The 14,259-nt window shown below is 61.7% G+C and carries 10 protein-coding genes; 9 read left to right on the top strand and 1 reads right to left on the bottom strand.

Annotated elements, in window-relative coordinates; genetic code table 11:
- Window positions 1–236: 236 nt before the first annotated feature.
- The gene (locus HA399_RS10495) at window positions 237–1,133 is read right to left on the bottom strand and encodes a LysR family transcriptional regulator (protein WP_248377586.1); all 897 of its coding nucleotides are present in this window, start codon (window positions 1,131–1,133) and stop codon (window positions 237–239) included.
- 454 nt (window positions 1,134–1,587) lie between these two features.
- Between HA399_RS10495 and HA399_RS10490 the strand changes: the two genes are divergently transcribed.
- From HA399_RS10490 to HA399_RS10450, 9 genes are all read left to right on the top strand, one after another.
- On the top strand, window positions 1,588–3,105 hold the full coding sequence (locus tag HA399_RS10490; protein ID WP_054557118.1) for a CoA-acylating methylmalonate-semialdehyde dehydrogenase: 1,518 nt from the start codon (window positions 1,588–1,590) through the stop codon (window positions 3,103–3,105).
- 233 nt (window positions 3,106–3,338) lie between these two features.
- Window positions 3,339–4,988, top strand: coding sequence for a GMC family oxidoreductase (locus tag HA399_RS10485; protein ID WP_404326960.1), 1,650 nt, complete (start codon window positions 3,339–3,341; stop codon window positions 4,986–4,988).
- Between the two features lie 26 nt (window positions 4,989–5,014).
- Complete coding sequence (locus HA399_RS10480) at window positions 5,015–6,427, top strand: CaiB/BaiF CoA transferase family protein (protein ID WP_404324910.1); 1,413 nt, start codon at window positions 5,015–5,017, stop codon at window positions 6,425–6,427.
- Window positions 6,428–6,520: 93 nt separating this feature from the next.
- Window positions 6,521–7,357 carry an enoyl-CoA hydratase-related protein gene (locus HA399_RS10475; RefSeq protein WP_200906816.1) on the top strand — a complete coding sequence of 279 codons (837 nt, stop codon included), beginning with the start codon at window positions 6,521–6,523 and terminating at the stop codon, window positions 7,355–7,357.
- A 68-nt stretch (window positions 7,358–7,425) separates the two neighbouring features.
- The gene (locus tag HA399_RS10470; protein ID WP_215823030.1) at window positions 7,426–7,794 is read left to right on the top strand and encodes a tautomerase family protein; all 369 of its coding nucleotides are present in this window, start codon (window positions 7,426–7,428) and stop codon (window positions 7,792–7,794) included.
- Between the two features lie 205 nt (window positions 7,795–7,999).
- A complete protein-coding gene (locus HA399_RS10465) occupies window positions 8,000–9,637 on the top strand; it encodes a BCCT family transporter (protein ID WP_404324909.1) in 1,638 nt (545 codons plus the stop codon).
- Window positions 9,638–9,737: 100 nt separating this feature from the next.
- On the top strand, window positions 9,738–12,248 hold the full coding sequence (locus tag HA399_RS10460; protein ID WP_215823028.1) for a CoA transferase: 2,511 nt from the start codon (window positions 9,738–9,740) through the stop codon (window positions 12,246–12,248).
- 514 nt (window positions 12,249–12,762) lie between these two features.
- On the top strand, window positions 12,763–13,620 hold the full coding sequence (locus HA399_RS10455; RefSeq protein ID WP_404324908.1) for an N-acyl homoserine lactonase family protein: 858 nt from the start codon (window positions 12,763–12,765) through the stop codon (window positions 13,618–13,620).
- On the top strand, window positions 13,617–13,994 hold the full coding sequence (locus tag HA399_RS10450; RefSeq protein WP_404324907.1) for a hypothetical protein: 378 nt from the start codon (window positions 13,617–13,619) through the stop codon (window positions 13,992–13,994). The genes HA399_RS10455 and HA399_RS10450 overlap by 4 nt, the downstream gene beginning before the upstream one ends.
- Window positions 13,995–14,259: the final 265 nt, after the last annotated feature.

Here is a 14,259-nt window from a genome sequence, read left to right as displayed (position 1 = left end):
TCGCTAGCGCATGAGAAAGGGCCATCCCTCGGCCTCTGGCGGGACATGCGGCTTTTTCAGTATCACGACTAGAATAATCCATCCCGCGCCAACGGAGTAGCCCCGTGCCCTGACACCAGAGCTCCGAGGCGATCAAGTGTGCTGCATGGCAGTGCAAGAAGGGAGAACGCGGAATGCACACCGGCCTCTCTGGTCAGCATGACGCTTTCTGTCCGATCTCGGGAGGCCACCTTCCTTCACTCAGCCGGCCAGACCTCTTCGAGACTTTGCAGGGCGGCTTCGACACAGGGCTCGTGTTGCTTGTCGTGACGCCATACCACGCTCAAGGCGCAGGGCAGGCGGGTGTCCGGCACGATATTGAGGCCACGTTCCTGGCGCTCGGCCAGCGCCAGTACATCGCGAGCCAGTGTCAGCCCGACGCCGGCGCGCACCAGGTCCAGCATGCAGACTTCCTGATCCACCTGCGCGACGCGATGAGGTGTGCACTGACTGTCGCGCATGGCATGCGCCAGCAGGCGTGAGTGGACGGAATTTTCCGGCGTCACGATCCACGGCAGGGCGGCCAGGGAAGGCCAGTCAGTCTCCGTCAGGCGCGCTGACCAGCCGCTGGGGGCGAGAATGAAATAGTCGAAGAATGCCAGCTCGCGATAACAGAGGGAGTCATCGCGTGGGCCTTCTCCGGGGGGAGCGAGGTAGAAGCCGATTTCCAGCTCATTCTGGCGTAGCGCCTTGAGGACGCAACCGCTCATGCCGTGATGGAGTTCCGTTTCCAGATTGGGTGCGCGTTCCAGCAGATGACGCAGCAAGCTGCCCAGACGGATGAACTCCGGGTCGACGATAGTGCCGATGCGCAGCTTGCCGCGCACTGTGCTGTGCAGTGCCGCGGCGGCCTGCTCGAAGCCACGCGCGCTGGCCAGGGTCTTCTCGGCACTGGGCAGCAAGGCCTGGCCATCGGCCGTCAACAACAGGCCATGGGGGTGACGCTCGAACAGGCTCAATCCCAGGCCTTCCTGCAATTGCTTGAGCTTGAGGCTGATCGCGGGCTGGGTGAGGTGTAACGCCTGCGCCGCCCGCGACACGCTGCCGGTGCGCGCCACGGTGACAAAGGCATTGAGTCGGGACAGATCCTGCATCAGTGACATCCATGTGTTTGGCATTTTCTGGCCGGCGAGACGCGTGCTGCTGGCCCTGCATCACACATTGTGGCCTGAATTCGTTCTCGGTCACCTATTGGCCATTGGTCGCGGTAAGCCGTGTTCACCCGGGACAGGCCTCGTGATCGAAGCGCCTGCCGCTGTCGAAATCCCTTCCTCCTTTTTCGTTATAACTGATTGATTGTAAACGATTAACTTTTGCTCTGGTTCTCGAGGGAAGCGGAAAAATTTCTGAGCGAAATCGGATATCAGCAATCGTTATATCTCACCCAAGAATTACTCAATTGCACCCTGCGCGTGGCGGCGTAATTTCATGAACACCTGCTGATGGCATGTCCTCGTTCGTCATTGACCAGGCGAAGGACCTTCAGCGCCAGACATGTGCATTACACAGGCTTATTCCTATAAAACACCGCCAGCGGAGATCAGCACCATGACGACAGCAGCCAACGCTATCCAGCATTTCATCAACGGCCAGGTGACCCGAGGCGACTCCAGCGCCACTCAGGATGTCTTCAATCCGGCCACCGGCAAGGTGACCGGCCAGGTCGCGCTGGCACGCAACAGTGATGTCGATGCCGCCGTGGCTGCTGCCGACGCCGCCTTCCCGGCCTGGGCCGACACGCCGCCGATTCGCCGTGCCCGAGTGATGTTCAAGTTCCTCGCGCTGCTCAACGAGCACAAGGACGAGCTGGCGGAGGCGATCACCCGCGAGCACGGCAAGGTGTTCACCGACGCCCAGGGCGAAGTGGCACGCGGCATCGATATCGTCGAATTCGCCTGCGGTATCCCGCAGCTGCTCAAGGGTGATTTCACCGACCAGGTCAGCACCGGCATCGACAACTGGACGATGCGCCAGCCGCTGGGCGTCGTCGCCGGCATCACGCCGTTCAACTTCCCGGTGATGGTGCCGATGTGGATGTTCCCGGTCGCCATCGCGGCAGGCAACAGCTTCGTGCTCAAGCCGAGCCCGCTGGACCCCAGCGCCTCGCTGATGATGGCGGACCTGCTCAAGCAGGCGGGCCTGCCGGATGGCGTCTTCAACGTGGTGCAGGGCGACAAGGATTCCGTCGAGGCACTGATCGATCACCCCAAGGTGCGCGCCCTGTCCTTCGTGGGCTCGACCCCGATCGCCAACCTGATCTACGAGCGCGGCGCACGTCACGGCAAGCGCATCCAGGCACTGGGTGGCGCCAAGAACCACATGGTGGTGATGCCGGACGCCAATCTCGACAAGGCGGTGGATGCCCTGATCGGCGCGGCCTACGGCTCCGCCGGCGAGCGCTGCATGGCCATCAGCGTCGCGGTGATGGTGGGCGATGTGGCGGACACCCTGGTGCCGCGTCTGGCCGAGCGTGCCCGCGAGCTCAAGATCAAGGACGGCATGAACCTGGACGCCGAGATGGGTCCGATCGTCACCCGTCAGGCGCATGAGCGTATCTGCGGTTACATCGAAAAGGGTGTCGCGGAAGGCGCCGAGATGATCGTCGACGGGCGTGAGTTCTCCGGTAACGACATCGGCGGCGACAGCACTGAAGGCTTCTGGATGGGCGGCACGCTGTTCGATCACGTCACGCCGGACATGACCATCTACAAGGAAGAGATCTTCGGCCCGGTTCTGGCCTGTGTCCGTGTGCCGGACGTCGCGACCGCCATCCAGCTGATCAACGACCACGAATTCGGCAACGGCGTGAGCTGCTTCACCGAGAGCGGCAGTGTCGCGCGTGAATTCGGGCGCCGCATTCAGGTGGGCATGGTCGGCATCAACGTGCCGATCCCGGTCCCGATGGCCTGGCACGGTTTCGGTGGCTGGAAGAGCTCCCTGTTCGGGGATACCCACGCCTACGGAGAAGAGGGTGTGCGTTTCTATACCAAGCAGAAGTCCATCATGCAGCGCTGGTCGGATTCCATCGATGCCGGTGCCGAATTCGCCATGCCGACGGCCAAGTAAGTCGCTCGCGACTGCGGTCATCTGCACTGTCGCCATCTGCATCGTAGTCATCTGCATTCTGGTTACCTACCAGCATACGCCAGCTGTCTGGAGAGGGACGCGCCATGTCAGACAACAAGAACAACCCGCATCGATCCCCGGAGGGCGAGCAGGACGCTCGCCCCGCCAAACCGGGCGACGATCTCTCTGAATTCGATTACATCATCGTGGGCGCCGGTTCCGCCGGCTGCCTGATGGCCAATCGCCTCAGCGCCAACCCTGACCGCCGTGTGTTGCTGGTCGAGGCGGGCGGACGTGACAACTACCACTGGATTCACATTCCGGTGGGCTATCTGTACTGCATCAACAACCCGCGCACCGACTGGATGTTCCGCACCGAGCCGGACAAGGGACTCAACGGCCGTTCGCTGATCTATCCGCGCGGCAAGACGCTGGGCGGCTGTTCCAGCATCAACGGCATGATCTACATGCGCGGCCAGGCGCGGGATTACGATCACTGGGCCGAGGTGTCCGGAGACGACGAGTGGCGTTGGGAGCAGTGTCTGGCTGACTTCATGCGTCACGAGGATCACGCGCTACTGGATGACGGCGCCAGCAGTGACCCTGAGCAGCGTGATTTCCATGGTCACGGTGGGGAATGGCGCGTCGAGCGTCAGCGCCTCAACTGGGAAGTGCTGGATGACTTCGCCAGTGCGGCCGAGCAGGCCGGCATTCCGCGCACCAAGGATTTCAACCGCGGCAGCAATGAAGGGGTTGCCTATTTCGAGGTCAACCAGCGTGCGGGCTGGCGCTGGAACACGGCCAAGGCCTTCCTGCGCCCGGCGCTCAAGCGCAGCAACCTGACGCTGTGGCATTCCACCCAGGTCAATCGTCTGCTGTTCTCGGGAAGCGAGCAGGGCACAGGGGCTGAAACAGGGGCTGGCACAGGGGCGGTGGACGCAGCGAAGCAAGCCTCCAATCTGCGCTGCACGGGGCTGCAGGTCGTGCGTGACGGCAAGGTCATCAACCTCTCGGCGAAGCGTGAGGTCGTGCTGTGTGCCGGCGCCATCGGCTCGCCACATCTGCTGCAGGTTTCGGGCGTCGGGCCCAGGGCACTGCTGGAGGAACATGGGGTCGAGGTGGTGAAGGACCTGCCCGGCGTCGGCGAGAACCTGCAGGACCACCTGCAGATCCGCTCGGTCTACAAGGTCACCAATGCCAAGACCTTGAACGCCATGGCCAGCACCTTGCTGGGCAAGATGGGCATCGGCATGCAGTACCTGTTCAAGCGTTCCGGGCCGATGAGCATGGCGCCGTCACAGCTGGGGGCCTTCACGCGCAGCAGCGATGACTACGCCCATCCCAACATCCAGTACCACGTCCAGCCGCTGAGCCTCGAGGCCTTCGGGCAGCCGTTGCATCCCTTCCCGGCGATCACCGCGAGTGTCTGCAATCTCAACCCCACCAGCCGTGGCACGGTGCGTCTGCAGAGCGCCGACCCGCGTCAGGCCCCGGCCATCGCGCCCAACTACCTGAGCACGGAAGAAGACCGCAAGGTCGCGGCCGATTCCTTGCGGGTCACGCGGCGTATCGCCTCCCAGCCTGCCTTTGCGCGCTACAAGCCCGAAGAGATCAAGCCGGGGGTCGAGTACCAGACTGATGAAGAGCTCGCCAGGCTGGCCGGCGATATCGGCACCACCATCTTCCATCCGGTGGGCACCACGCGCATGGGGCGCGCGGATGACCCGATGGCGGTGGTCGACAGCCGTCTGCGTGTGCGCGGTATCCAGGGATTACGGGTGGCAGATGCCGGCATCATGCCGACCATCGTCAGCGGCAATACCAACTCGCCGACCCTGATGATCGCGGAAAAAGCCGCGGGATGGATCCTGAACGCACAGTAATACGCCATGACTTTGGGAGTTGACCGATGGCCATCTCGACGCAGACGGAACTCAAGAAGGGGCCACTGGACGGGATCACCGTGCTGGATTTCTCACGGGTACTCGCCGGGCCTTATTGCACCATGGTGCTGGCTGACCTGGGCGCACGTGTCATCAAGGTGGAGAAGATCGGGACCGGAGACGATACCCGCGAATTCGGTCCCTTCGTGGAGGGAGAAAGCGCCTATTTCAGCTGCTTCAACCGCAACAAGGAAAGCATCGTGCTGGACATCAAGTCGCCGCGTGACCGTGAGCTGCTTGAGCGCCTGCTGGATGAGGCAGATGTGCTGGTGGAGAACTTCCGCCCCGGGGTGATGGACCGCCTGGGCTATGGCCCTGAGCGTCTGGCCAGAACGCACCCCCACCTGATCTATTCCTCGATCTCGGGCTTCGGACACACCGGCCCCTTCAGCGAACTGCCCGGCTACGACATGGTCGTGCAGGCCATGGGCGGCATCATGAGCCTGACCGGCTGGCCTGACGGTGAGCCCGCCCGCGTGGGGACCAGCTTTGGCGACCTGAGCGCGGCGCTGTTTGCCGCGGTGGGCATTCTCGCATCGCTCTATAGCCGCACCCGGGATGCCCAGGGCACGCGGGTGGATATCGGCATGCTCGACTGCCAGGCGGCGCTGATGGAAACGGCGCTGGCGCGCTTCGATATCGAGGGCAAGGTGCCGCACCGCACCGGTGATTGCCATCCTTCGCTGGCGCCGTTTGAAAGCTTCAATGCGCAGGATGGCAAGCTCGTCATCGCGGCCGGCAACGACACCTTGTTCCTGTTGATGGCCGATGCCATCGGTGCGGCGCGGTTGGCCTTCGATCCGCGTTTTCTCAGCAACGACATGCGCTGCAGGAATCGCCCGGAACTGGTGATCGAGATGGAAAAGATCCTGGTGCAGCAGCCGGTTCAGCATTGGGTGGATCTGCTCAATGAGGAGGGCGTGCCGTGCTCGCCGATCAATACCATCGACAAGCTGTTCGATCACCCGCAGCTGAAGGCCCGCAACATGATCGTTCAGGTCCAGGGCAAGGCCGGCAAGCCATTCAGGACGGCGGGTAATCCGATCAAGCTCACGGGACGTCGGGACATCGACAGTCAGGTGCCCTGCAGTGCGCCGGGCCTTGGCCAGCATCGCGAGGCGATTCTGGACGAGCTGATGGCACGCCATGGTGCCTATCATCTGCCCGAATCTGACCGCCAGAAAGACGGCGGACAGCCTGTCGAGAATGGCAGCGAACAAAGCGGTGATCAGAGCAGCGAGAATGGCAGCGCAGAGAAGGCCCGTCCGGCTCGCAAGTCATCAGGTAGCGCCGCGAAAACGCGCGGCGCAGTGCCAGACGCCGCGTCATCCACTGACGCGTCATCGCCCAGTACCGCAACGTCTTGCGATGCGCAGTAAGTAAGCGGCTAGGCCGAATTTACGCAGAAGTTACGCCAGGGCTCACGCCAGAGCTCACGCCAGAGTGACGCCACCCGACATCGGGAGACAAGAATGAACAAGATGGTGAAATCGCAACCCCAGGCCAAACAGTCGGCGTCTGACGCGCCGGAGCCGGAAAATCTCGAGATGATCGTCGTCGAGCGCCGCGAGCGCGTCGGGTTGATCATCCTCAATCGCCCGAAAAGCCTGAATGCGCTCAACCGCCAATTGGCCGAGGAGACGCTTGCGGTCCTCCGCGAGCTGGACGCCGACCCGGGCATCGGCGCCATCGTCATCACCGGCAATCCCCGCGCCTTTGCCGCCGGTGCGGACATCGAGGAAATGGCCGAGAAGTCTTTCACTGATTTCTACATGGATGACTTTCTCTCGCCCTGGGACGAGGTGCGCAGGATTTCCAAGCCGATCATCGCCGCCGTCAGTGGTTTTGCCCTCGGTGGCGGCTGTGAACTGGCCCTGCTGTGCGACTTCATCATCGCCTCGGAAGACGCCCAGTTTGGCCAGCCGGAAATCAAGCTGGGCATCCTGCCGGGCATCGGCGGATCACAGCGCCTGGCCCGCTCGGTCGGCAAGGCGATGACGATGGATATGGTCTTGACCGGCCGCAACATCGGCGCTCAGGAGGCCAAGGAGATTGGCCTGGTGGCGCGGGTCGTGCCCAAGGATGAGTTGATGCAGAACGCGCTCGAGGCCGCGCATACCATCGCGGGCTACAACACGCCGGCGGTCAAGATGGCCAAGTCAGCCGTCAACACGGCATTCGAGACCCCGCTCAATGAGGGGCTTCGTCAAGAGCGTCTGCTCTTTCAGGCCGCCTTCGCGACCGAGGGCCAGAAGGAGGGCATGAGCGCCTTCGTTGCCAAGCGTGCGCCGGTCTTCCGTCATCGCTAGGCCCCGGGGTCTGGCAAATTCGATGTTCATTCACCGCACCCCTTGCCCGGGTGCCAGCGGAGGCAATGATGCCCTTTGTCACGATCAATGTTCTGAAAGGCAAGTCTGATGCTTATCGCAAGGCGATTGCCGATGAGGTCAATGCCGCCGTCATCGAGACCCTGGATTTCCCGGCAGATGATCGCTACCAGGTGATCCATGAATGTGCCGATCAGGACCTCGAATTCCAGTCACGCGATCAGGACCGCGTGATGATGCATCTGGTGATGCGCAGCGGGAAGCCGGACCAGGCCAAGAAGGCGTTCTACGCCAGAGTGGTCGAGGCGCTGGCCAGAAACCCGGGGATTGCCCCCGGCAACGTCTTGATCACGATCTCGGAAAATCACGATATCGATTGGTCCTTCGAGGATGGCATTGCGCAATTCTGTCCGGATTGAGCGGGACTGACGAGCCTCGGCATCGTTTATGCCGTGTCTGAGAAGTGACGGCAATCGATGTGACGCGTCAAAGATTTCGGCTTTAGACAGCCATACCCTTTAGCCCCTTTCAACAACATGCGTTGAGTGGTCCACCAGCGATACGCCAATCGCGGTGGACCTCGCCTAAACACCGAACCGCATAACCACAATAACGGTGATCAACATGAGCAGTTCTGCGCCCAAGACGTCTTCCGGCAGCGGGAGCCCGACACGCGAGCCCCGCGCCTCCCACAAGGCCCGCGACGAGATCGACTGGCGGGTTTTCCTGCCCTCGGTGCTCGTCATCGCTGGCCTCATCATTCCCATCATCCTGTTTCCCGAATCCGGTGAGGCTGCCGTCAATGCGGCCTTCGCCTTCGCGACCGGCAATTTCGGCTGGCTTTACCTGCTGGCGGGCTTCTCCGTGGTCGTGTTCCTGATCGGTCTGGCGTTCAGCCGCTACGGCAACGTCCGTCTGGGCGGCCCGCAGGACACACCGGAGTTCTCGTATTTCAGTTGGGTCGCGATGATCTTCGCCGGCGGCATCGGTATCGCCATCGTCAACTGGGCGTGGGTCGAGCCGATCTACTATTTCACCGGCCCGCCATTTGACGTCAAGGCCGGCAGTGATGCGGCGGCCGAGTGGGCGTTGGCCTATGGCCAGTTTCACTGGGGGCTGACGCCCTGGGCGTTCTATTGCCTGCCGGCGATTCCCATCGCCTATTCCATGTATGTGCGCAACCGCCCGGGCGTGCGTCTGTCCGTGGCCTCCAGCGGCGTGCTCGGCAAGCGTGCCGATGGCTGGTGGGGCGTGTTGCTGGATGCCGTGGTGGTGTTCGGCATCGTCGGCGGTGTCGGCACCTCGCTGGGGCTGGCGGTGCCGCTGGTATCACGCCTGCTTGGCGATCTGCTGGGCATCGAACCGTCCTTTGCGCTCAATCTGGGAGTGCTGCTGATCTGGACGGCGATCTTCTCCGCCAGTGTCTGGTTCGGGCTGGCCAAGGGCATCAAGATTCTCTCCGACATCAACGTGATTCTGGCCATCGCCTTGCTGGCCTTCACCTTCATCGCCGGGCCGTCGCTGTTCATGGTGGAAGGCTGGGTCAACAGTCTCGGCACCATGCTGTCGAGCTTCGTGACCATGAGCCTGTGGACCGACCCGGTGGGCGATTCGACCTTCTGGAAGGACTGGACCGTCTTCTACTGGGCCTGGTGGATTGCCTACGCGCCGATGATGGGGCTGTTCGTCGCCCGTATCTCGCGGGGGCGCACCATTCGTGAGCTGATCATCGCCGAGCTGGTGTTCGGCTCGCTGGGCTGCTGGGTGTTCTTCGCGGTCTGGGGCGGTTATGCGCTGGACCTGCAGGTGAGTGGCACCCTGGATGTCGCGGCTGCGCTAAGCGACGGCGGTATCCCCGGTGCCGTGTCCGCGATTCTCGCCACGCTGCCGTTCTCCGAGCTGATCACCGCAAGCTTCATCCTGCTGTGCTTCATCTTCCTGGCCACCACCCTGGATAGCTCGGCCTATGTGCTGGCGTCGGTGACCACCCGTGAGCTCTCCGGCTATCAGGAGCCCAAGCGCAGCGTGCGCCTGATCTGGGCCTTCCTGATCGCCGGTGTCGGGGTGGCATTGATCCAGCTGGGCGGCCTCAAGGCGGTGCAGACTTCCACCATCGTGGTCGCGCTGCCGATGATTCCGGTGCTGTTCATCCTGACCTGGTCGCTGGTGCGCTGGTTGCGCCAGGACTTCGCGCGCAAGGTGCTCGAACCGCATCTGGTGCTGGAGACTCCCAGCCCGCGCGATGACGCCAAGCCTAGCTGAGTGCACTTTTTTCCTGTCTCTCTCAACACATGCTCTCAACACATGACGCTCACCGGGGCTGACGCAACCCGCATGCCCCCCGGACAGAAGGACCGCACCGATGACAACCCACTCCGAAACCCGCCTGCCGCTGACTGACGTCAAGGTCATCGATTTCGGTCAATACATGGCGGGCCCGGCCGTCGCCATGATCCTCGCCGACCTGGGCGCCACCGTGGTTCACGTCGACCCGCCCGGCGGGCCGATGTGGCAGTCGCCGGCCAACGCCACGCTCAATCGCAACAAGCTGATCGTCTCGCTGAACCTCAAGTCTGAGGAGGGCGTCGAGCAGGCGCTGGCGCTGATCGAGGAGGCCGACATCGTGATCGAGAGCTTCCGTCCCGGGGTCATGAAGCGGCTGGGCATCGACTTCCAGGCCCTGCGCGAGGAGCGCAATGAGCTGATCACGCTGTCGATTCCCGGCTTTGCCTCCAATGACACCCTGCGCCGCGACTGGCGCGCCTTCGAGAGCGTGATCGCTGCCAATTCCGGCGTCTTCACCGACATGGGCCTCAACCGGGTGCTGATGGGCATCAACCCGTCCTTCTCGCCGCTGCCGCTGGGCTCGGCCTACGGCACCATGCTGGCGGCTTCCTCGGTGGTACTGGCGCTGCAGGCCCGCGAGCGGACCGGCATGGGCGACGAGATCGAGGTGCCGCTGGTCTGCGCGCTGATGGAAGGGCTCTGCTACAACTCGATCAAGATCGAGGGCCTGCCGGAGCGCTACAAGACCCAGCGCGAGAAGGAGATCGAACGTCGGCGTATCGAGGGCCAGCCGATGAATCTCGACTACGACGAGCTGCAGGAGCTGCTCGATCCCTTCTATCGCAGCTACAAGTGCAAGGATGGCCGCATGTTCTATGTGGTCTGTCCGAGTCACCGCGAGCACGCCAAGCGCTGCCTGAAGGTGCTGGGCCTCTACGATGAGCTGGTCGCCGAAGGCATGAGCGAGGAGCCGGATACCTATCGCCCGAGCAGCGAATGGCAATCCGACATGTCGCTGGGCGTCTATCCCTTGCCCAAGTCCTGGGCGGACCATATCGCGGCGCGCATGAAGGAAGTCTTCCTCACGCGCACCTCCAAGGAATGGGAGAAGATCTTCGGCAAGGGCAAGTTCCCCGGTGCGCCGCAGCGCTGGCTGCAGGAGTGGATCCACGATGACCACGCCGAGACGGCGGGCCTGATGGTCGAGGTCGAGGACCCGGAATTCGGGCTGATGATCCAGCCTGGCCCGATGGTGTGGATGGCCGACAGCGGCCAGGAGATGCTGACGCCCAGGCCGCGGCGCTGGGTGAGCGTCACCCATGCGCTGTCGGTGCTGACCCGCATCGAGACCAAGCTGCCACGGGTGCGGGCACGCAATGCCCGCGATGGCTGGCTGGAAGGCGTCAAGATTCTGGATCTGTGCAACGTGATCGCCGGGCCGCACTCGGTGGCGTATCTGGCGCGCTTCGGTGCCGAGGTCATCAAGGTCGACCCGGCCAAGCCGTTCTATGACTGCTGGAATACCGTCATCTTCGGCCTGTCGCACATGCGCTCCAAGCGCTCGCTGCTGACCGACGTCAGACAGCCCCGCGGGCGCGCCATCCTGGATGAGCTGATTCGTCAGAGTGATGTGGTGGTCTGGAATGCCACCGACCGGCAGGTGGCCTCCATGGGCCTGAGCGAGGAGGCCATGCGTGAGCTGAATCCGGACGCCGTCTTCTGTCAGCTGGACTGCTTCAGTGGCGTGCTGCCCGGGCCGCGCACCAACTACCTCGGCTATGACGATCTGGTGCAGGCCACCACCGGCATCATGCTGCGCTTCGGTGGCAGCATGGACACCCCCGAGGAGCATGCCCATGTCGGCACCATCGATGTCATGTGCGGCTTTGGCGCGTCGCTGGGGATTGCCACCGCGCTGTATCGCAAGCTCAAGACCGGCCGCACCTCGCGCATCAAGACCTCGCTGTCGGCACTGAGCGGTCTGGCCCAGTTGCCGTTCTGCTATGACTATGAGCGCCGTGGCCTGTTCGACGAGCCGTCCGGACGTGAGGCGACCGGCTACGATGACCTGGCGCGTTTCTATTCAGCCTCCGATGGCATCCTGCTGGTCAGCGCCTATGAGTCGGAGCTGGAGAAATTCCGCAAGGTCGAGGGACTGGAAGAATTGCCGGAAATCCCGCGTGAGGAGCGTGCCGCCTACCTGGCACCGCGTTTCATCAGCGCGCGAGCCAATGACTGGGTCGAGCGCCTGCAGGCGGCGGATATCGCGGCGGCCGTGTGCGAGAACCTGGAGACATTGCGCTCCTACAACGTCCATCCGGCTGGCGAGCGGACCGGGATCGATGCCGGCAGCTATTCGTTCTCGGTCTACTCGGACCACCCCAGCGGTCACGAGATCACCCAGCTTGACCCCTATGCCATCCGTCCGCGGCGTGGACGCATCTACCCACTGTCGCCGGCCGAGAAATACGGCGCCTCGACTCGCTCGGTACTCAAGGGCCTTGATCACAGCGATGAAGAGATCGATCAGTTGATCGAGGAGGGCGTGGTGTCCGAAAGCTGGAGTGAGGAGTATCTGCCGAGCTGATCCCGCCGTACGGTGCCTTTCCACCGAGGGCCGCCGACTGAAGGCAGTCGATAGCGCCCTGGATGTTCAAACGCCCCATCTCGTGATTCACGAGGTGGGGCGTTTTTTGTGCTGACCGGCTGGCTGATCTCAAGGCGGCTTGTACGTGAGCGCTGCAGGAAAACCTTTCGCGAAGTGGGTTACCTGCACCCATCACGACCCTGCTGTGCGCTGAGCCACCACAGGTGTTGTCTGGCGCTACGTCATTAGTCGCAGGCAGGCGGAAAAACGGGGGGATTGCATGCTGAATAGCCGAGGCTTCCCACCTGCTTGCAATCTGCAAGAACCCAGTCGCCATGCGGGGTGACGGGCCACAAGAGGGTGGCGTCGCAGTGGCATTTTTCAAACATAAGTAAACCTAAGGGGTAACATTAAAAAATAGCGTTTGTCACTGATTGGACGCGGGTCGATATTGCCTGAGCGCCAACGATAACTATGACAATAACGACATGCCAAACGCCGAGGTCGTACAGAAATGTCCAACCTGATCAAGCAGTATCCCAAGGTTTATGTGCTGGATAATGGACGCATGAAGATGGACAAGAACTTCATGGTCAGTATGCATGATCCCGCCAGTGCACAGGATCCACACAAGGCGAACACGCTGGTCGAATTCCCTGTCTATACCGTGTTGATTGATCACCCTGATGGCAAGGTATTGTTCGATACCGCCTGCCATCCGGATGGCATGGGCGAGAATGGCCGTTGGCCATCGGCGATCCAGAACCTGCTCCACTTTACCGCCGAAGTGGACGGTCAGGATTGTCATCTGCACAGCCGACTCGAAGAGATTGGCATGGACCCGCGCGAAATCGACTATGTCGTGGTGTCGCACCTGCATCTTGATCACTCAGGATGTCTCGAGCTTTTCACCAATGCACAGATCATCGTTCATCAGGACGAATTCAATGCCGCCCTGGTGCATTACGCCCACAACCGTGACGCCGATGGCTTCATCTGGGCTGACATGGATGCCTGGATAAAGAGCAACCTTGCCTGGCGCATCATCAAGCCGGAAGAAGACAACCTTACCTTGCTGGATGGCATCGAGATTCTCAACTTCGGCAGTGGTCATTCCTACGGGATGCTCGGTCTGAAGATCGAGATGGCCGGCAGCAACAACATCATCCTGGCCTCCGACGCGGTCTACTCCGCCGAGAACTACGGGCCTCCCGCACGCCTGCCCGCCACGCTCTATGACTCCATCGGTTACATGAAGACCATCGAGCGCATCAAGAAACTGTCGGCCGCAAGCAAGGCTGACGTCTGGTTCGGTCATGATGGCGAGCAGTTCAGCACCCTTATCAAATCGACTGATGGATATTACGAATGAATAGCTCAGTGGCGTGCGACATCCAACTGGTAGCGTCCTACCGTGTTCGCGTCTTTGTTCTTGAGGAATACCTCGAGAAGGTGTTGGCATCAGTCAAGACGGCGACCAACCTGAAGTACGGCAATTATGATGGGGTTTCCTGGTGTTCGCATTCCGGTACCGAGCGCTGTACGCCGCGTGCCGGCTGCGATACCTATGCGGGAAATATCGATGAGCCTTACATGACGGATTCCACACTGGTCGAATTTTCCATCGTGCGTGACAAGAAGATTCTTGATCAGGTGATTCTGAGTATCTTTGCCAGTCATCCCTGGGATGAGCCGGTCATTTCCATCCAGGAAACCCTGGAAACACGCAAGAATGGTGTGATCTGATTTTTTGGCGATCCATTCCGTCATCATGCGGCTGTTGAGAGCGCGATTGAGAGCATGATTGAAAGGGCTGTTGCGCACTTGTTGAGCGCCTGTTGAAAGTCTGTCGAGAGCCAGTTGAGAGCCAGTTGAGAGAGAATTGAGCGGGCTCCACAGAAAGCCCCCTTTTTACCAGTCTTGCGTTTGGGTAGCGCGCCATTGGCGGGTACGACGCCTTGTTCAAGTACCCGTATTTTTATCGCGCAAGCAGGACACATAATTCAGAGGT

The organism is Cobetia sp. UIB-001, assembly GCF_044789135.1.
GTDB lineage: Bacteria > Pseudomonadota > Gammaproteobacteria > Pseudomonadales > Halomonadaceae > Cobetia > Cobetia amphilecti.
This window is presented reverse-complemented; position numbering and strand designations above follow the sequence as displayed.

What these genes read in the sequence shown, in the direction of transcription:
- HA399_RS10475 (WP_200906816.1), top strand. Translation starts at nt 6,521, where the DNA reads ATGAACAAGATGGTGAAATCGCAACCCCAGGCCAAACAGTCGGCGTCT.
- HA399_RS10455 (WP_404324908.1), top strand. Translation starts at nt 12,763, where the DNA reads ATGTCCAACCTGATCAAGCAGTATCCCAAGGTTTATGTGCTGGATAAT.
- HA399_RS10460 (WP_215823028.1), top strand. Translation starts at nt 9,738, where the DNA reads ATGACAACCCACTCCGAAACCCGCCTGCCGCTGACTGACGTCAAGGTC.
- HA399_RS10485 (WP_404326960.1), top strand. Translation starts at nt 3,339, where the DNA reads ATGGCCAATCGCCTCAGCGCCAACCCTGACCGCCGTGTGTTGCTGGTC.
- HA399_RS10450 (WP_404324907.1), top strand. Translation starts at nt 13,617, where the DNA reads ATGAATAGCTCAGTGGCGTGCGACATCCAACTGGTAGCGTCCTACCGT.
- HA399_RS10495 (WP_248377586.1), bottom strand. Translation starts at nt 1,133, where the DNA reads ATGCAGGATCTGTCCCGACTCAATGCCTTTGTCACCGTGGCGCGCACC.
- HA399_RS10490 (WP_054557118.1), top strand. Translation starts at nt 1,588, where the DNA reads ATGACGACAGCAGCCAACGCTATCCAGCATTTCATCAACGGCCAGGTG.
- HA399_RS10470 (WP_215823030.1), top strand. Translation starts at nt 7,426, where the DNA reads ATGCCCTTTGTCACGATCAATGTTCTGAAAGGCAAGTCTGATGCTTAT.
- HA399_RS10480 (WP_404324910.1), top strand. Translation starts at nt 5,015, where the DNA reads ATGGCCATCTCGACGCAGACGGAACTCAAGAAGGGGCCACTGGACGGG.
- HA399_RS10465 (WP_404324909.1), top strand. Translation starts at nt 8,000, where the DNA reads ATGAGCAGTTCTGCGCCCAAGACGTCTTCCGGCAGCGGGAGCCCGACA.